15 protein-coding genes are annotated in these 17,102 nt (G+C 64.7%); 5 read left to right on the plus strand and 10 right to left on the minus strand.

The features are described 5' to 3' along the window. Positions 1 to 65 precede the first annotated feature (65 nt). Entirely contained in the window at positions 66 to 812 is a 747-nt protein-coding gene (locus RYH74_RS07290) for an SDR family oxidoreductase (protein WP_061305325.1), read from the plus strand. A 9-nt stretch (positions 813 to 821) separates the two neighbouring features. Here RYH74_RS07290 and RYH74_RS07295 read toward each other — a convergent pair whose 3' ends face one another. The 5 genes from RYH74_RS07295 to RYH74_RS07315 form a co-directional block, all read right to left on the minus strand. After that, a complete protein-coding gene (locus tag RYH74_RS07295) occupies positions 822 to 2,516 on the minus strand; it encodes a response regulator (RefSeq protein ID WP_317409165.1) in 1,695 nt (564 codons plus the stop codon). Positions 2,517 to 2,579: 63 nt separating this feature from the next. After that, positions 2,580 to 4,235, minus strand: coding sequence for a PAS domain-containing sensor histidine kinase (locus tag RYH74_RS07300; RefSeq protein ID WP_317409166.1), 1,656 nt, complete (start codon positions 4,233 to 4,235; stop codon positions 2,580 to 2,582). A 57-nt stretch (positions 4,236 to 4,292) separates the two neighbouring features. Then, entirely contained in the window at positions 4,293 to 5,702 is a 1,410-nt protein-coding gene (mapR, locus tag RYH74_RS07305) for a GntR family transcriptional regulator MpaR (protein ID WP_013972935.1), read from the minus strand. A 50-nt stretch (positions 5,703 to 5,752) separates the two neighbouring features. After that, a complete protein-coding gene (gene ccoG, locus RYH74_RS07310; RefSeq protein WP_317409167.1) occupies positions 5,753 to 7,156 on the minus strand; it encodes a cytochrome c oxidase accessory protein CcoG in 1,404 nt (467 codons plus the stop codon). A gap of 121 nt (positions 7,157 to 7,277) precedes the next feature. Further along, positions 7,278 to 7,517 carry a DUF3203 family protein gene (locus tag RYH74_RS07315; protein ID WP_013972933.1) on the minus strand — a complete coding sequence of 80 codons (240 nt, stop codon included), beginning with the start codon at positions 7,515 to 7,517 and terminating at the stop codon, positions 7,278 to 7,280. Positions 7,518 to 7,766: 249 nt separating this feature from the next. Between RYH74_RS07315 and RYH74_RS07320 the strand changes: the two genes are divergently transcribed. Further along, on the plus strand, positions 7,767 to 8,285 hold the full coding sequence (locus RYH74_RS07320) for an MgtC/SapB family protein (protein WP_013972932.1): 519 nt from the start codon (positions 7,767 to 7,769) through the stop codon (positions 8,283 to 8,285). Positions 8,286 to 8,817: 532 nt separating this feature from the next. Here RYH74_RS07320 and RYH74_RS07325 read toward each other — a convergent pair. The 3 genes from RYH74_RS07325 to RYH74_RS07335 all read right to left on the minus strand — a co-directional run bounded on the left by RYH74_RS07325 (position 8,818) and on the right by RYH74_RS07335 (position 11,212). Then, positions 8,818 to 9,717, minus strand: a complete 900-nt coding sequence (locus RYH74_RS07325) for a hydroxymethylglutaryl-CoA lyase (RefSeq protein ID WP_075045030.1) — start codon at positions 9,715 to 9,717, stop codon at positions 8,818 to 8,820. A 19-nt stretch (positions 9,718 to 9,736) separates the two neighbouring features. Further along, positions 9,737 to 10,135, minus strand: a complete 399-nt coding sequence (locus RYH74_RS07330) for a MerR family transcriptional regulator (protein ID WP_013972930.1) — start codon at positions 10,133 to 10,135, stop codon at positions 9,737 to 9,739. Positions 10,136 to 10,333: 198 nt separating this feature from the next. Next, positions 10,334 to 11,212: a helix-turn-helix domain-containing protein gene (locus RYH74_RS07335; RefSeq protein WP_317409168.1), complete on the minus strand. Its 879-nt coding sequence runs from the start codon at positions 11,210 to 11,212 to the stop codon at positions 10,334 to 10,336. A 172-nt stretch (positions 11,213 to 11,384) separates the two neighbouring features. On the opposite strand from RYH74_RS07335, the gene pobA reads away from it, so the two are divergent. Then, the gene (gene pobA / locus RYH74_RS07340) at positions 11,385 to 12,572 is read left to right on the plus strand and encodes a 4-hydroxybenzoate 3-monooxygenase (protein ID WP_075045032.1); all 1,188 of its coding nucleotides are present in this window, start codon (positions 11,385 to 11,387) and stop codon (positions 12,570 to 12,572) included. 139 nt (positions 12,573 to 12,711) lie between these two features. On the opposite strand, the gene RYH74_RS07345 is transcribed toward pobA, so the two are convergent. Next, positions 12,712 to 13,362 (minus strand): ankyrin repeat domain-containing protein, encoded by a 651-nt coding sequence (locus RYH74_RS07345; RefSeq protein ID WP_317409169.1) that lies wholly within the window; start codon positions 13,360 to 13,362, stop codon positions 12,712 to 12,714. Between the two features lie 117 nt (positions 13,363 to 13,479). Between RYH74_RS07345 and ggt the strand changes: the two genes are divergently transcribed. Beyond that, positions 13,480 to 15,270: a gamma-glutamyltransferase gene (gene ggt, locus RYH74_RS07350; protein ID WP_075045034.1), complete on the plus strand. Its 1,791-nt coding sequence runs from the start codon at positions 13,480 to 13,482 to the stop codon at positions 15,268 to 15,270. A 70-nt stretch (positions 15,271 to 15,340) separates the two neighbouring features. After that, positions 15,341 to 16,222, plus strand: coding sequence for a LysR substrate-binding domain-containing protein (locus RYH74_RS07355; protein WP_075045035.1), 882 nt, complete (start codon positions 15,341 to 15,343; stop codon positions 16,220 to 16,222). Positions 16,223 to 16,569: 347 nt separating this feature from the next. On the opposite strand, the gene RYH74_RS07360 is transcribed toward RYH74_RS07355, so the two are convergent. After that, positions 16,570 to 16,842: a DUF3077 domain-containing protein gene (locus tag RYH74_RS07360; RefSeq protein ID WP_015270601.1), complete on the minus strand. Its 273-nt coding sequence runs from the start codon at positions 16,840 to 16,842 to the stop codon at positions 16,570 to 16,572. Positions 16,843 to 17,102 lie beyond the last annotated feature (260 nt).

Raw genomic sequence — 17,102 nt, forward strand, 5'->3', positions numbered from 1 at the left:
GTCATTCCCACGCGCAGCCTTTTCCCCTATTGTCGATGCTCCCTTTCCAAACGATTGGCAGATCCATGGAGAAAGTCATCGTCATCACCGGTGCCAGCCGCGGCATCGGCGCCGCCACGGCGCTGCTGGCCGCCCGCCAGGGCTACCGCATCTGCATCAACTACCACGCCGACGACCAGGCCGCCGAGGACATCCTCGGCCAGGTCCGCGCCCTGGGCGCCAAGGCCATCACCGTGCGCGCCGACGCCAGTGTCGAGGATGAGGTCATCCAGCTGTTCCAGCGCGTGGACGAAGAACTCGGCCCAGTCACTGCGCTGGTCAACAACGCAGGCACCATCGGCCAGCAAAGCCGGGTCGAGGACATGTCCGAATTCCGCCTGCTCAAGGTCATGAAGACCAACGTCGTCGGCCCCATGCTCTGCGCCAAGCACGCACTGAAGCGCATGGCACGCCGGTACGGCGGGCCGGGCGGGGCCATCGTCAACGTGTCGTCGGTGGCCGCACGCCTGGGCTCGCCCAACGAATACGTGGACTATGCCGCTTCCAAGGGCGCCCTCGACACCTTCACCATTGGCCTGGCAAAGGAAGTGGCAGGCGAGGGCGTGCGGGTCAATGGTGTGCGGCCAGGCTACATCCATACCGGGTTCCACGCGCTGTCGGGCGACCCCGACCGGGTCAGCAAGCTCGAGCCCGGCTTGCCCATGGGCCGCGGCGGGCGCCCCGAGGAAGTGGCCGAGGCCATCCTCTGGCTGCTCTCGGACAAAGCCTCGTACTCCACCGGCAGCTTCATCGACCTGGGCGGCGGGCGCTGAGCGCGCCGGTCAATCCTCCAGCAGCGTGCGTACCCGTTCGGCCAGCACTTCCAGCTCGAACGGCTTGGTCAGCACCTGAGTGCCTTGCAGCAACTGGCCGTCACTGAGCGCCGCGCTTTCGTCGTAGCCAGTGATGAACAGCACCCTGAGGTCGGGATGGCGCTCGCGGCAACGTTCAGCCAACTGGCGGCCATTCAGGCCGCCGGGCAGGCCGATATCGCTCAACAGCAGGTCTGGCCGCTCGCCAGCTTGCAGGTGGGCGAGGGCGGCCGGGCCGTTCTCGAATGCATCGACCCGATAACCCAGTTCTTCCAGCACCTCGCAGACGACCACGCGCAAGGCGGCCTGGTCTTCGACCAGCAGGATACGCTGCGTGGCGCCGCTGCTTTTTTCCAGCAGTGTGCGCGGTGGCCTGGGTGCCGGGGCTTCGGGGTGCTGGTGGTGGCGGGGAAGCAGCAGCTCGATGCGGGTGCCTTCGCCAAGTGTCGACAACACCCGTAGCTGCCCGCCCGACTGGCGCACGAAGCCATAGGTCATCGACAAGCCCAGCCCAGTGCCCTGGCCCATCGGCTTGGTGGTGAAGAACGGGTCGACGGCGCGCTCGGCCACCTCCGACGACATGCCTTTACCGTTGTCGCTGATGCTCAGCCGTACATATTCGCCAGCTGGCAGTTCCAGTGCACGGGCTTGCTGGTCGTCGAGCAGCAGGTTGTCACCGAGGATATCGATCACGCCGCCAGCGGGCATGGCATCGCGGGCATTGATGCACACGTTGAGCAGGGCGCTTTCCAGTTGCGGCGGGTCGATGAAGGTCGGCCACAGCTGGCAGGGGAATTGGCTGGTCAGGGTGATGGAGGGGCCGATGGTGCGGCGCAGCAGCTCTTCCATGCCGCCCACCAGCGTGGCCACCTGCGTGGAGCAGGGCTGCAGGGTCTGCTGACGGGAGAATGCCAGCAGCCGGTGTACCAGCGAAGAGGCCCGCTGCGCCGAGTCGCTGGACAGCTTCAGCAACGGCTCCAGTGCGTCGAAACGGGATTGCTCCAGGCGTTGGCGCATCAGCTCCTGGGCACTGAGGATGCCGCCCAGCAGGTTGTTGAAGTCGTGGGCGATGCCGCCACTGAGCTGGCCGACCGCCTCCATCTTCTGTGCCTGGCGCAGGGCTTCCTCGGCCTTGGCCTGTTCTGCCAGTGCCGCATTCACCCGTTGTTCCAGTTCCTCGTTCAGGCGCTGCAGGGCCTGCTCTGCCCGTCGGCGTGCGGTGACGTCCTTGAACAGTACCGCCACCTGGCGCTTTTCGGCCGGCTCTACACGGAAGGTGGTCACCGACAACACATGGCCGGTGGCGACCAGCTCCTGCTCGAAATGCAGCGGCTCGCCCGTGCGCAGCACCGCGCCATAACGAGCGACCCAGTCGTCTGCCTCATCGGGCACCATCTCGCGCAGTTTCTGCCCGACCACGTTGGGGATGCCGGCGTGCTTGGCATAGGCCGCATTGGCCAGCACATGCACATAGTCGCTCAGTGGGCCGTGAGGGCCGTCGAAGAACTCGATGATGCAGAAGCCCTCGTCCATGGTGTCGAACAGCGAGCGGTAGAAGTCCTGGTCGTGTTGCTGATGGCTTGCCAGGCGGGCTTCCAGCAGCGCGTTCTGTTGCTGCAGGGCTTCGACTTGTTGGCGCAGTGAAAGCAGGTCGCGGGAGGGCATGCCGACGTCCGACAGTGGATGAAGCCCAGACTTTAGCGTGTTCGGCAACAGGCGAATAGCCAGTCAAGGCGGGTGTGGCGCAATGCCCAGCAGCCGCTCGATCCGTTCGCCAAGGGTGCTCAGGTCGAAGGGTTTGTGCAGCAGTTCGGTGCGCCTGTCGGGCCGGGCAAAGTGCACCGTATCGGCAGCGTCGTAGCCGGTAATCAGCAATACCGGGGCATGCTCCACAAGGTTTTGGTAGGCCTCTGCAAGCTGGTAGCCGTCAACCCGCCCAGGCAGGCCGACATCGGTGATCAGCAAGTCCGGTGGCGGCCCTTCCTGCAACGACTCAAGCGCCGGGTGGCCGCCCTCGAAAGCTTGCACCTGGTAGCCCAGCTCCGTCAGCACTTCGACCAGCACCAGGCGCAAGGCCGGTTGGTCCTCCACCAGCATGATCCGGCACCCGCGCGCATGCAGGGGCGCGGTGGCGGATGTGGCTGGCTCGTCGTTGCAGGTTGCGGGAGCGCTCCGGTCTCGGGGCAGGTACACGTGAACGCAAGTGCCTTGCCCGGCGACGCTGTCGATCAGCAACTGCCCCCCGGACTGGCGAACAAAGCCATAGACCATGGACAATCCCAGGCCGGTGCCCTGGCCCAGTGGCTTGGTGGTGAAGAAGGGTTCGAGGGCGCGTTGCAGCACTTCACTGGACATGCCCACGCCGGTGTCCTCGACTTGAATGTGCAGGTAGTGGCCCGTCGGCAGGTCCAGGCGCTTGGCTTCGGCCGCTGCGAGATCGGCGTTTTCGCAACCGATGCGCAAGGTGCCGCCCAGCGGCATGGCGTCACGGGCGTTGATGCACAGGTTGAGCAGGGCGTTCTCCAGCTGTTGCGGGTCGATGCGGATCGACCATTGCGCAGCCAGTGTGCGGTCCTGGAAGTCAATGTGCCGGCCGGTCGAGCTGCGGATCAGGTCATGCATGTCGGCGACCAGGCGCTGCACATCCACCGCTTGTGGCAGCAGCGTCTGCTGGCGCGAAAAGGCCAGCAACCGCTGCACCAGGGCTGAGGCGCGCAGTGCGTTGCTACGGCCGAGCTCGAGCATGCGGGCCGTGTCGGCAAAGCGTTGCTGGCCCAGGCGTTGCTCTGCCAGCTCCAGTGCGCCAAGCAGGCTGCCCAGCAAGTTGTTGAAGTCGTGGGCGATGCCACCGGTCAACTGGCCGACCGCCTCCATTTTCTGCGACTGGCGCAGGGCTTCTTCGGCCTGGCGCAGGCGCTCCTGCTCGGCCACGCGCTCGGTGATGTCATAGGCGAACAGGTACCCGCCCTGGACTTGCTGCTGCGCATCGTGCAACGGGTGGTAGCGAATCTCGTAATGGCGCGGGGCGTCAGGTGGGCCGAGGGTGATGGTGTCGATGAAGGCTTCGCCGGCCAGCACGCGTGGCCACACCGGTGCCAGGCGGCCCATGATGTCAGGCTGGTTGAGCAGGAACTGCGGCACGTAATCGCCGATCTGCGGCACGAAACCACGGTAATGCGCGAAGGTTTCCCGGGCCATGCGGTTGATCGCTATCAGGCGCATGCTGCGGTCGGCAGCAAACACGTTGGCCAGGCTGTTGTCGAGCAATTCGCCCAGTAGCCGGTTGTGGGCCTGTGCAGTGTCGTCGCGCTCGGCCAGGCGAGCTTCCAGTTCTGCGACACGCGCTTGCAGCTGTGCCAATGACGGGAGCGAATCTGCTTGCATGGCGAGGGCCCGGTGAGCGGATCGGGCAACTATAGTCGCCCACCGGGGCACCAGCCATCAGAACGAGCGGATGATCCGCCCCAGGGTTTCCATGGCCCGTTCGGCATCCTCGTGCCAGGGGCTGCCGTAGTTCAGGCGGATGCAGTTGCCGAAGCGCCGGGTGGGCGAGAAGATCGGCCCGGGGGCGATGCTGATGCCTTGGGCCAAGGCCATGTGGAACAGCTTGAGGGCGTCCATCTGTTCAGGCAGTTCCAGCCACAGGAAGTAGCCGCCGGACGGCTGGCTGACCCGCGTCTGCGCCGGAAAGTGCCGGGCGATGGCCGCCAGCATGTTGGCCTGCTGGCCTTCCAGGGCATAGCGCAGCTTGCGCAGGTGGCGGTCGTAGCCACCGTGCTGCAGGTAGTCGGCGATGGCCGCCTGGGCCGGCATCGAGGCACACAGCGAGGTCATCAGCTTGAGCCGTTCGATCTTCTGTGCAAAGCGCCCGGCTGCCACCCAGCCGATGCGGTAGCCGGGTGCCAGGCTCTTGGCGAACGAGCCGCAGTGCATCACCAGGCCCTGGGTGTCGAAGGCCTTGGCCGGCTTGGGTGCCTGTTGCGCGTAGTACAGTTCGGCGTACACGTCGTCTTCGATCAATGGCACCTGATGACGCGCCAGCAGCTCCACCAGTGCCTGCTTTTTCGCCTCCGGCATGCTGGCGCCCACCGGGTTCTGGAAGTTGGTCATGCACCACACGGCCTTGACCGGGTGCTTCTCCAGCGTTTGCGCCAGCACGCCCAGGTCCATGCCTTCGCGCGGGTGCACAGGAATTTCCACGGCCTTGAGCTTGAGCCGCTCCAGTACCTGCAGGCAGGCATAGAAAGCGGGTGCTTCGATGGCCACCAGGTCACCGGGCTGGGTGACGGCCTGCAGGCACAGGTTCAAGGCTTCCAGCGCGCCGTTGGTGATCAGCAGCTCCTCCATCGGCAACATCAGCCCGCCAACCATGTAGCGCAGGGCAATCTGCCGGCGCAGCTGCGGGTTGCCGGGTGACAGGTCGGTCACCACCATGCGCGGGTCCATGCTGCGGCTGGCGCTGGCCAGCGAGCGCGACAGGCGTTGCAGCGGAAACAGCTCGGGGCTGGGGAAGGCCGAGCCGAACGGCACGGTGTTGGGGTCCTTGATCGAGTCGAGGATCGAGAACACCAGCGCGCTGACGTCGACGTCGGTGGACTCGCTGACCGGCTGCAATGCCTGCGGTTCGCTGAACTGGCGCGGGGCGTGGGCGTTGACGAAATAACCCGAGCGCGGCCGGGCGCGGATCAGACCGCGCCGTTCCAGCAGGTAGTAGGCCTGGAACACGGTGGACGGGCTGACCCCGTGGGTCTGGCTGGCATAGCGCACCGAGGGCACGCGCTGGCCGGGGCCCAGCACCCCGGAGCGGATCAGTTCGGCGATGTCGTCGGCAAAGCGTTCGTAGCGTTTCATTCTGGCCTTCTGTCGAAGCCTGGCAGGCAAGGTGGAGTCAGTGTAAGGGATCAGCGGTTCAGCGGTGCGACGAAGCGGCTGTGGGCCACGCTGCGGATGGCGGGGGCGTCGCGCTCGCTGATCTCGAAGCTCAGCGTCTGCGAGCTGCTGGCCGGGCGCTCGGCGAGCATCGCCACCGACACCGGCAGCTCACTCATTTCACCGGCCGGGATCATGAATGAGGTCTTGCCCTGCAGGCTGAAGCCGTCGGCGTCCAGCAGGCGCAGCTGGTAGTGCCGGGTGCTTTCGGTCTTGTTGATGACCTTGAGCAGGTAGATGTTCTCGATCTGGCCCTGGGCATTCTCGCGGAACAGGCCGCGGTCCTTGATCACATCCAGCGACACCATCGGGCGCAGCTGCAAGGCCACCACCAGCGCCGCGATCATCACCCCCAGCGCGGCGGCGTAGCCCAGCAGGCGCGGGCGCAGCCAATGGGTGGTGCCACCTTGCAGGCTGCGTTCGGACTTGTAGCCGATCAGGCCACGGGCATAGCCCATCTTGTCCATTACCCCGTCACAGGCATCGATGCACGCCGCACAACCGATGCACGCCATTTGCAGGCCATCGCGGATATCGATGCCGGTAGGGCACACCTGCACGCACAAGGTGCAGTCGATGCAGTCGCCCAGGCCCAGGGCGCGGAGGTCGCTGCCTTTCTTGCGCGGGCCACGGGCTTCGCCGCGCCGCGGGTCATAGGCGACCGCCAGGGTGTCCTTGTCGAACATCACGCTCTGGAAGCGTGCATAGGGGCACATGTGCAGGCACACCGCTTCGCGCAGCAGGCCGGCATTGATGTAGGTGGCGGCGGTGAAGAACAGCACCCAGAACAGCGCCACGCCGCCCAGTTGCAAGGTGAACAGCTCCGCGGCCAGTGGGCGGATCGGGGTGAAGTAGCCGACGAAGGTCAGCCCGGTGAGCACGCCAATGGCCAGCCACAGGCTGTGCTTCAGCGTGCGCCGGGCCAGTTTGTTCAGGCTCCAGGGCGCGGAAGCCAGCTTGATGCGCTGGTTGCGGTCGCCCTCGGTGACCTTTTCGCACCACATGAACAGCCAGGTCCAGGTGCTCTGCGGGCAGCTGTAGCCGCACCACACGCGGCCGGCATACACGGTGATGGCGAACAGGCCAAAGGCGCAGATGATCAACAGCGCCGACAGCAGGATGAAGTCCTGCGGCCAGAAGGTGGCGCCGAAGATGTGGAATTTGCTGTTGCCCAGGTCCCACAGCACGGCCTGGCGGCCGTTCCAGTTCAGCCAGGCGGTGCCGAAGAACAGCACGAACAGGGCGCCGGCGAAGCCGATGCGCAGGTTGCGGTACAGCCCGGTGAAGCTGCGGGTATGGATGCCATTGTCGGCGCGGCGCGGCTGGGGGCTGGCTGGGGCGGTGGCGATCTCTGTGAAAGGGATTCTATCGTTCATGGCTCGGTGCTCATCAGGCCTCGATCAGGCATGAGCACTATGGCCCTGAGGCTGTTATCAGCACAGGCTCAGATTTTGCGATAAAAACCGTATCAGATTTCCGGGCAGGCCCCGCCAGGCCTCAGATTACCGAGCCTGGCGTGCTGGCCTTCAGATGCCTGCGGCTATCCACCGCACCCGCCACGGTCAGTGCATCGGCCTCGGCTTCGGTGATGGGCACGCGCTGGCCGGCCAGCAGGGCCACGGACATGCGCAGCTGTTCGTCGGTGACGATTTCGATGGACGGGCCATCACCCTCGATGCGCAGGTCTTCGGCGATCAGGGTGCAGCGGCGGGTGGTTTCGTCGATTTCAATGGGCATGGAGTGGTCCTCCTGGGGGTTACAGGGGTGGACCACAGGGCGGGGCGGGTTGCTGCATCCGGAAGCTGAGCGGCACTTTGTCATTTGCCCGGAGGTCAACCCTTGCAGATGGCAGGCCCGGCCTCTTCGCGGGTAAACCCGCTCCCACAGGTACTGCATTGCATTGAAACCTGTGCAAACCCTGTGGGAGCGGGTTTACCCGCGAAGAGGCCGGGCCTGGCAATGCAATACTCAGGCAGGGGAAAAGCAATGGACCTCATCTGGCAAGCAATCCAGGCCGAATTCGCCGATATCACCGACGAGCGCGAGGTCACGCAAATCCTCGTACGCCTGCTGATGGCAGCCCTGCTCGGCGCCGTGCTGGGCTTCGAGCGCGAGCACAAGGGCAAGGCCGCAGGGGTGCGCACGCATATGCTGGTTTCGCTGGGCGCCGCGCTGTTCGTGCTGGCACCGAGCATGGCCGGGGCCGATGAGCAGGCGCTGAGCCGGGTGATCCAGGGCATTGTCGCCGGTATCGGTTTTCTGGGTGCGGGCACCATTCTCAAGGGTAACGGCCAGGACGCCAGCCATGTGAAGGGCCTGACCACTGCCGCCGGGCTGTGGATGACCGCCGCCATCGGTACGGCAGCCGGCATGGGCCGTGAAGCCACGGCGTTGATCAGCACGATACTGGCCCTGCTGGTGCTGGGCACGATGCCGTTGCTGGTGGACAAGCTCGAAGGGCAGGATGAGGGAAAGCAGGAGGAGGAAGAGGGCAGGAAGCACTGAGGGGAGCCGAAGCTCCCCTCAAAGCGTTGTTGCCTGCTCTTTTTTTATTATTGGGACCGGCCTGTTGTTGTTTTTGTCAGCCTGTCCTGGTGTTGCGGGCGACCCCCATGCGGGGTCAAGAGCAAACGTATTTTTTTGAGCGCTGACCTGCCTTCATCATTGCTGATCCGAACCTGGCTGCCGCTACCTGGAGGTAGTTTTATTGTTCTGTGCCAGACCGCGGGGCGTACCCCTGAAAAGCGTGTCGACTCCAAAAAAATCTGCTTGCTACGCCTCTGCCGTGTTGTTCTTGTTATGTCAGAGCCGTTACCTGTTGTTTTTATTGGGTGTCACATTCTTTTTGTTGTTGTACCAGAGATATAGCAGGGTGCGTGCCAACTTTTGAAAACCTTTTAAAATCAAGCACTTGGCGATTTCTGTCGAAATCGACCGGCCTGAAATTCTGCCGATTTGTTTCCCTGTTACCCGATTTTTTGCTGCAAAACGTGGGGGCGGTAACACTTCACCCACACCAATGTGACACCCGTATGACTTATTGCGCGCTGCGCGCCCGCGCTACCCGCGACCCGTTGTCGCGGCCCAGCACGCTGCTGATGCGGCGGCCGGCGGCGATCAGCAGGTCCAGTTCGATGCCGGTTTCAATGCCCAGCCCCTGCAGCAGGTACACCAGGTCTTCACTGGCGATATTGCCGGTAGCGCCTTTGGCATAGGGGCAGCCGCCCAGCCCGGCCACCGAGCTGTCGAACACGCTGATGCCTTCGAGCAGGCTGGCATACACGTTGGCCAGGGCCTGGCCATAGGTATCGTGGAAGTGCCCGGCCAGTTGCTCGCGCGGTACCTGTGCCGCGACCACCTCGAACAGGCGCCGGGTTTCGCCAGCGGTGCCGGTGCCGATGGTGTCGCCCAGCGATACCTCGTAGCAGCCCATGTCGTGCAGGGCACGGGCCACCGGGGCGACCTGCTCGGCGCTGACCTTGCCTTCATAGGGGCAGCCGAGCACGCACGACACATAGCCGCGCACGCGCACACCGTGGTTGCGCGCGGCTTCCATGATCGGCTCGAAGCGCTTGAGGCTGTCGCTGATCGAGCAGTTGATGTTGCGTTGCGAGAAGGCTTCGGAGGCGGCCGCGAACACCGCCACTTCCTTCACGCCAGCGGCCAGGGCGTCCTCGAAACCGCGCAGGTTGGGGGCCAGCGCCGCATAGGTGACACCCGGGCGCTGCTGGATACCGGCGAACACTTCGGCGGAGCCGGCCATCTGTGGTACCCACTTGGGCGAGACGAAACTGCCCACTTCGATATAGGCCAGGCCCGCTTTGGTGAGGTCGTCCACCAGGCGCACCTTGTCGGCGACGCTGATGGGCTGGGCTTCGTTCTGCAGGCCGTCGCGGGGGCCTACTTCGACCAGGCGGACGTGTTTGGGCAAGGACATGGCGGGTTTCCTGTGGCGTTCAGCGGTTGTCTTTGTTGTTCAGGGTGGCGGCCAGGGCTTGTTCGCAGCGCTCCTGGGCGGTGTCCAGCTCCAGCTGCATCTGGTGGATGTCGAGCATCTGCTGTTCCAGCTGGGCGCGGCGCTCGGCGATTTTCGCCAGCATGCTGTTGAGCTGCTTGAGGTTGCCGCTGGAGGGATCGTACAGCTCGATCAGCTCGCGGCATTCGGCCAGCGAAAAGCCGATGCGCTTGCCGCGCAGGATGAGCTTCAGGCTGACCTTGTCACGCGCCGAATAGATACGCTCCAGTCCACGGCGCTCGGGGCTCAGCAGGCCCTGTTCCTCATAGAAGCGGATGGCGCGGGTGGTGATGTCCAGCTCGCGGGACAGGTCGGAGATACTGTAGGTCTGGGTGCTCATGCTGGGGCTCGGCGTGGGGTATGCGGGTATCCTGAGGGCAGGTTGACGTTTACGTCAAGCAGGGGGCGGGATGTGTGTTGCCTGAACCGGCCTCTTCGCGGGTAAACCCGCTCCCACAGGAAGTGCACAGGCCTTGAGGGCACCGCCGTCCCTGTGGGAGCGGGTTCACCCGCGAAGAGGCCAGAACAGGCGAAAAAGTTACTCAGACAACCCCGACCTGCGATACCCATTCGGTGTCTGCCCACTCAACCGCTTGAACCACCGGGCAAAATAGGTGGGGTCGGTAAAGCCCAGGCTATCCGACAACTGCCCGATGCTCATCCGCGTATAGATCAGGTTGCGCCGCGCCTCCAGCAGCAACCGCTGGTGCACCACCTGCAGCGCGGTCTGCCCACTCAGCGCCCGGCACAGCTGGTTCAGCTGCAAACTCGGAATATTCAGCCGCGCGGCAAAGTCCTCCACCGACAGGTGCTCACGGTAATGCGCCTCGACCAGGCGCAGGTACTGCCCCAGCAACTGGCGGTCGCGTTCATCGCGGTTGCGCGGCGCCTGCCCCAGCTGCTGGCGGCGGCTGATCCACACCATCAGCGCCGTCACCAGCGCCTCGAGCAGTGCCGCCCGCGTCGGGGCGTTGCCCTGGTACTCCTGCTGCAGGGTCTCGATCAGGCTGCGCAGGTGCACCCGGTCCCGGCCCAGCGGGTAACACGCCGCCTTCGCCAGCACCGCCAGCGGCGCGCCCAGGCGCTGCTCCAGGTTGGCCACCAGTGCCGTGCCAAAGGTCAGCACATGCCCCTGGATATCGGCGCTGAAGCGAAAGCCATGCACGGTCATCGGCGGCACCACCTGGATCGCCGCTTCGCTGATGGCGCTGCGCACCCCCTCTACCTCCACCTCGGCCCGGCCGCGTTGCACATACAGCAACTGGAACAGCTCGGCATGCTGGTGCGGCTTGATTTCCCAGTGGTGCAAACGGCTACGCGCCGGGATCGACTCGCAGTGCAGCAGGTCGGTGCCGGGCCAGGCCTGGTTTTCGCCATACAGCTTGAACAAGGGGACGCCGGGGAGGGTGGATTTCATGCGTGCAGGCCTGTCCGTTAATCGAACGTTTTTTGTAAAAGTGCAGGTTATGCATGGAATAGCACACTTCAATGGCTGTTTTTGCCAGTAAAAATGCAAGGGCAAACCCTAACAGCAGATGCCGCCCCACTGCCAGTCCAGGGCCGGCATCGTCCGCACAGAGACAACAACAATGAAAACTCAGGTCGCAATTATTGGTGCAGGTCCGTCTGGCCTGCTGCTGGGCCAACTGCTGCACAAGGCCGGTATCGATACGGTCATCGTCGAACGCCAGACGCCCGAATACGTGCTAGGCCGCATCCGTGCCGGGGTGCTGGAGCAAGGCACGGTCGACCTGCTGCGTGAAGCCGGTGTGGCCGAGCGCATGGACCGTGAAGGCCTGGTACACGAGGGTGTCGAACTGCTGGTCGGCGGGCGCCGCCAACGCCTGGACCTCAAGGCCCTGACCGGTGGCAAGACGGTGATGGTATACGGCCAGACCGAAGTCACCCGAGACCTGATGCAGGCACGTGAAGCAAGCGGCGCGCCGATCATCTATTCGGCAAGCAATGTCCAGCCGCACGAACTCAAGGGCGAACGGCCCTACCTGACCTATGAAAAAGACGGCCAGGTGCACCGGGTGGACTGCGACTACATTGCCGGTTGTGACGGCTTCCACGGTGTCTCGCGGCAGAGCATCCCCGAGGGCATTCTCAAGCAGTACGAGCGGGTCTACCCGTTTGGCTGGCTGGGCATGCTGTCAGACACGCCACCGGTCAACCACGAACTGATCTACGCCCACCACGAACGCGGTTTCGTGCTGTGCAGCCAGCGTTCGCACACCCGTAGCCGCTACTACCTGCAGGTTCCGCTGGAAGAGCAGGTGGAGGCGTGGTCCGACGAGCGCTTCTGGGAGGAGCTGAAGGCACGTTTGCCCGAAGACGTGGCTGCGCGCCTGGTCACCGGCCCGGCGCTGGAGAAGAGCATCGCGCCGCTGCGCAGCCTGGTGGTCGAGCCGATGCAGTATGGCCAGCTGTTCCTGGTCGGGGATGCCGCGCATATCGTCCCGCCGACCGGCGCCAAGGGCCTGAACCTGGCGGCATCGGACGTCAACTACCTGTACCGCATCCTGGTCAAGGTGTACCGCGAAGGGCGCACCGACCTGCTGCAGCAGTATTCGCCGCTGGCCCTGCGCCGGGTGTGGAAAGGCGAGCGATTCAGCTGGTTCATGACCCAGCTGCTGCATGACTTCGGCAGCCACAAGGATGCCTGGGACCAGAAGATGCAGGAGGCCGACCGCGAGTACTTCCTGACCTCGCCGGCGGGGTTGGTGAACATTGCCGAGAACTATGTAGGGCTGCCGTTCGAAGAAGTCGCCTGAGGTCCTGTGCTGCCTGTCCTGGCCTCATCGCCGGCAAGCCAGCTCCCACAGGGATAGCGCCTGGCTCGAGGCCGATGCGGTCGGGGTGGGAGCTGGCTTGCCGGCGATCACGGGCGAAGCCCGTGCCATGCAACCTTGCCTAGCGGGCCAGTAACGCCTCCATCTCCCGATACCCCCGCTGCCGCGCATGCTCCAGCGCGGTCATCCCATCCTTGTCGGCAATCTGCCTATCTGCCCCGGCCACCAGCAGCCGGCGCACGATCTCCACATGCCGCGGCCCGCCGTCACCGAGGATCACCGCCTCCAGCAGCGCAGTCCAGTGCAGGCGGTTGAGATGGTTCACGTCCACCCCGGCATCGATCAGCAACTGCACGGTCTCGACATGCCCGCGTTCGGCGGCGGGTATCAGCGCAGTGCCTCCGTACCGGTTGGTGCTCTTGAGGTCGGCACCGTGGTTCAAGGTCAGCCGCAGGATGTCGTTCAGGCCACGTGCCCCGGCATACAGGTACGGGCTGTCGTCGATGTTGTCCTTGGCATTCACATCGGCACCGGCCTCGATCAGCGCTTTCGCGGCCGCAACCTGGTTGCCATGGGTGGCCACCAGCAGGGCAGTGCGCCCTTGCTCGTCACGGCTCTCCAGCTGCGCACCTTGTGCCAGCAGTTGTTGCAGGGTGCGCACATCATCGTGACGGGCAGCGTTGTGCAGGCGGTTGTCCATGGCAGTGCTCTCGGCGTGGGCGGCAAGGCTGGTGCACAGTGCGAACAGCATCGCAGCAAGTAGTGAACGCATGGCGCAGGCTCCTCGATGACCTGCCCGCATCCTAGAAAAAACACGCCAGGGCTTGAAGTTAAGTTTGCGCATGACAGACAGTGCCTTGCTGAATAGGCAATGGCAGGAAGCACAACGATGACATTCTCCACCCCCCTGATGGGCGCCTTGTGCCTGGTAGCTGCCAGCGGCTGGGCCTGTGCCGACCAGGTGCTGCCCGCACCACCGGAACTGGCCTCCGGCTACCGCACCGGCCTGCAGCCGGTGCATGCCAGCCGGCACATGGCCGCAGCTGCCAACCCGCTGGCCAGCGAGGCGGGGCGGGCGATGCTGCGTGCCGGTGGCAGCGCCATCGACGCGGCCATCGCCATGCAGATGGTGCTGACCCTGGTCGAACCGCAATCCAGCGGCATTGGCGGCGGGGGGTTCATCCTCTACTGGGATGGGCAGCGCGTACAGGCGTTCGATGGCCGCGAGGCAGCCCCGGCGGCGGTGACGGAAAACCTGTTCCTGCAAGCCGATGGTTCACCGATGCCATTCAGGGCGGCGCAGATCGGCGGGCGTTCGGTGGGCGTACCGGGGGTTCTGCGTGCCCTGAAGCTGGCCCATGAGCAGCACGGCAAGCTGCCCTGGCGCGACCTGTTCGCCCCGGCCATTGCGCTGGCACGTAACGGTTTCGCGGTTTCCGAGCGCCTTCACACGCTGGTGGCGGGCGACCCGTTCATTGCCCGTTCACCGGCCATGGCCCGCTACTTCCTGAATGAACAGGGCAAGCCACTGGCGGTGGGGGCTACCTTGCGCAACCCCGAGCTTGCGCAAACCTTCGAGCAGATTGCCGCGCACGGCCCCGAAGTGTTCTACAGCGGCGAGATCGCCGACGCCATCGTCGCCAAGGTGCGCAGCCATGCCAATGCCGGCTACCTGTCGTTGCAGGATATGCAGCAATACCGGGCCAAGATGCGCGAGCCGCTGTGCGGCCCCTACAAGGCCTGGCGCATCTGTGGCATGCCACCGCCGTCGTCGGGCGGGGTGACGGTGCTGCAGACCCTGGGCATCTTGGAGGCACTGCAGCGGGCTTCGCCACAGCGCGACCTTGCTGCCATGCGGCCGCTGCGCACTTCGTCGGTTGCCGGGCTGGAAGTCCCGCCGCTGGCCGTGCACCTGGTTGCCGAGGCCGAGCGCCTGGCCTATGCCGACCGCGCCCAGTACCTGGCCGACAGCGATTACGTGCCGGTGCCGCTCAAGGCCCTGACCGACTCCGCATACCTGGCCAGCCGCGCTGCGCAGGTCGGCGAGTACAGCATGAAACGCGCCCGCCCGGGCCAGCCGCAGGGGGCCGATCTGGCCCTGGCGCCAGACCGCTCGCCGCTGCGCATCTCCACCTCGCACCTCAGCGCGGTGGACGACCGCGGCCAGGCCCTGGCCATGACCACTTCGGTGGAAGCGGCGTTCGGCTCGCACCTGATGGTCAAGGGCTTTTTGCTCAACAACCACCTGACCGACTTCTCGTTCATCCCCCGGGAACAAGGCAAGCCTGTGGCCAACCGGGTACAACCGGGCAAACGGCCGCTGTCGGCCATGGCGCCGACCCTGGTGTTCTCGCAAGCTTCCGGCGAGCTGGTGGCCAGCCTGGGCTCGCCCGGCGGCTCGCAGATCATCGGCTACGTGAACAAGGCGCTGATCGGCCTGCTGGATTGGCAGCTCGACCCGCAGCAGGCCGCCGGCCTGCCCAACTTCGGCAGCCGCAATGCCGGCACCGAAGTAGAGGCGGGGTTGGCCAGTCCGGCACTGATCCGCCAGTTGGCAGCCTGGGGGCATGAGGTGACGCCGATGATCATGACCAGTGGCATGCAGATCATCCAGCGCAGTGGCGAGGGTTGGTCGGGTGGTGCCGACCCTCGGCGCGAAGGCGTGGCAGTCGGCGACTAGCGGTGCGCGTTGCGGTGCAGCAGGTGGCGTGGTAGAAGTCAGTCTTGCCATTCAGAAGTTGAATATCAAGATGTCCATCAGCGTGAAATCGAATAGGGCCCTGTTCGACCTCGACCTGCTGCGTGCCATTGTCGTGGTGGCCGATTGCGGCAGCTTCACCACGGCTGCTGCGCGGCTGCACTCCACCCAATCGACCATCAGCCAGAAGGTGCGCCGCCTGGAGGATATGGTTGGGCACCGTCTGCTGGTGCGTGGCAATCGCGACGTGCTGCCGACCGACGCCGGGCAGACCCTGCTCGGCTATGCCCGGCACATGCTGGCCCTCAACGATCAGATGCTCGAAGCCTTGGCCGGGGCGATGGTTGGCATGACCGTGCGCCTTGGCGTGCCCGAGGACTTCGTGGGCGGGCGTACCACCAATGCGCTGTCGGCGTTCAGCCGGCTGCACCCGCAGGTGAAGCTGGAAGTGACCAGCGGCCTGTGCCGCGACCTCAGCCAGGCCTACGACAACGGTGAGCTCGACCTGGTGTTGCTCAAGCAGCGGCGCAACAGCCGCGAAGGCGTGGCCTGCTGGCCCGAACGCCTGCAGTGGATCGACAGCTCGCGCACGCCCGCCTTCGAACTGGACCCGATCCCGCTGGTGACCTTCCCGCCCCGTGGCCTGTACCGCGACGACATGATCACCGCCATCGAAGGCATGGGCCGGCGTTGGCGCATCAGCTTCACCAGCTCCAGCCTCAGCGGCATCCAGGCAGCGGTCGCCGATGGCATGGGTATCAGCCTGCTGCCGCCACGGGCGGCCACTGGCGAGCACCGGGTGCTGGGGGCAGGGCAAGGGTTGCCGGAAGTCGACAGCTACGAAATCGTCATCGTCCACCGGCCGACGGCGGATGTGATGGTCAAGGCGTTGGCCGAGGTGATGACGCAATTGCTTGCAGGTGGCGGGATCTGACGATCTGTGCGGCGATGCAGGATTTGGCAATCTCACGCGATCCCTGTGGGAACGCCGCTCCTACATCGACCGCATCGGTTTCAAGCCATGCGCAGTACCTGGGAGCAACTGTCTTGCTCAAATTCCAAAAGGTGGCGCGATCTGTGTGGGAGCGGCCTTGTGTCGCGAAAGGGCTGCAAAGCAGCCCCAGCAATTTCAACTGTTGCGCATCAACCCTGGGGCCGCGTTGCGGCCCTTTCGCGACACAAGGCCGCTCCCACAGGTACTGCGACAACCTCGAGAGCAATGCTGTACCTGTGGGAGCTGGCTTGCCGGCGATGAGGCCAGCACAGTCAGAACCCTGAGCTTTAGCGCAAGGTATTCTTGGTCAGCTCAACTTCGTTCATCAAAGCCTTGGCCAACGCCGTGAGATAATCGGCGGCGCCCAGGAACTTGTGGTCGTCCTCCATATCGCCTTCGCGCAGCAGGTGCTTGATATAGCTCAGCAGGATCGACACCTGCTCGTAGGCATCATCAATAGGAATGCCGGGCTGGACCCGCAGCAGATTGATCGGCGGGTTGCCGACCTCGAGGAAGGTCTCTGCGCCGATGGTGAGGATAACCTTGGGTTCGTCTTTCATGTTTTCAGGGTTCCAGTTCTCTAGTAAGGGAACTGCCACCAGAATCTTTCTCACGGATTGAAGGTGGCAGCCATACGTGGGGTGAGAAACCGAGGAGAATTGGTAAAGACTCGGCCAGGCAAAAGCCTGCCCACGTACGGCCACCATGACGGTGTTACCAAATCTACCCGTCGGGTTCTCACACCCGGTCGCCGGAGCGACCCGGAAACGTTATCCGTGAGGTGTTTCCCCGACAACAGCGATAGTTCGGCAGCGCGCGT

The sequence above is a fragment of the Pseudomonas sp. LSJ-87 genome (assembly GCF_032971465.1).
GTDB classification, from domain to species: Bacteria; Pseudomonadota; Gammaproteobacteria; order Pseudomonadales; family Pseudomonadaceae; genus Aquipseudomonas; species Aquipseudomonas putida_Z.

Bases quoted from the DNA above. Each gene is read 5' to 3' on its own strand.
- ccoG (WP_317409167.1), bottom strand. From the start codon at position 7,156: ATGAACGATAGAATCCCTTTCACAGAGATCGCCACCGCCCCAGCCAGC.
- RYH74_RS07355 (WP_075045035.1), top strand. From the start codon at position 15,341: ATGTCCATCAGCGTGAAATCGAATAGGGCCCTGTTCGACCTCGACCTG.
- RYH74_RS07330 (WP_013972930.1), bottom strand. From the start codon at position 10,135: ATGAGCACCCAGACCTACAGTATCTCCGACCTGTCCCGCGAGCTGGAC.
- RYH74_RS07315 (WP_013972933.1), bottom strand. From the start codon at position 7,517: ATGCCCATTGAAATCGACGAAACCACCCGCCGCTGCACCCTGATCGCC.
- RYH74_RS07325 (WP_075045030.1), bottom strand. From the start codon at position 9,717: ATGTCCTTGCCCAAACACGTCCGCCTGGTCGAAGTAGGCCCCCGCGAC.
- pobA (WP_075045032.1), top strand. From the start codon at position 11,385: ATGAAAACTCAGGTCGCAATTATTGGTGCAGGTCCGTCTGGCCTGCTG.
- mapR (WP_013972935.1), bottom strand. From the start codon at position 5,702: ATGAAACGCTACGAACGCTTTGCCGACGACATCGCCGAACTGATCCGC.
- ggt (WP_075045034.1), top strand. From the start codon at position 13,480: ATGACATTCTCCACCCCCCTGATGGGCGCCTTGTGCCTGGTAGCTGCC.
- RYH74_RS07320 (WP_013972932.1), top strand. From the start codon at position 7,767: ATGGACCTCATCTGGCAAGCAATCCAGGCCGAATTCGCCGATATCACC.
- RYH74_RS07295 (WP_317409165.1), bottom strand. From the start codon at position 2,516: ATGCCCTCCCGCGACCTGCTTTCACTGCGCCAACAAGTCGAAGCCCTG.
- RYH74_RS07300 (WP_317409166.1), bottom strand. From the start codon at position 4,235: ATGCAAGCAGATTCGCTCCCGTCATTGGCACAGCTGCAAGCGCGTGTC.
- RYH74_RS07360 (WP_015270601.1), bottom strand. From the start codon at position 16,842: ATGAAAGACGAACCCAAGGTTATCCTCACCATCGGCGCAGAGACCTTC.
- RYH74_RS07345 (WP_317409169.1), bottom strand. From the start codon at position 13,362: ATGCGTTCACTACTTGCTGCGATGCTGTTCGCACTGTGCACCAGCCTT.
- RYH74_RS07335 (WP_317409168.1), bottom strand. From the start codon at position 11,212: ATGAAATCCACCCTCCCCGGCGTCCCCTTGTTCAAGCTGTATGGCGAA.
- RYH74_RS07290 (WP_061305325.1), top strand. From the start codon at position 66: ATGGAGAAAGTCATCGTCATCACCGGTGCCAGCCGCGGCATCGGCGCC.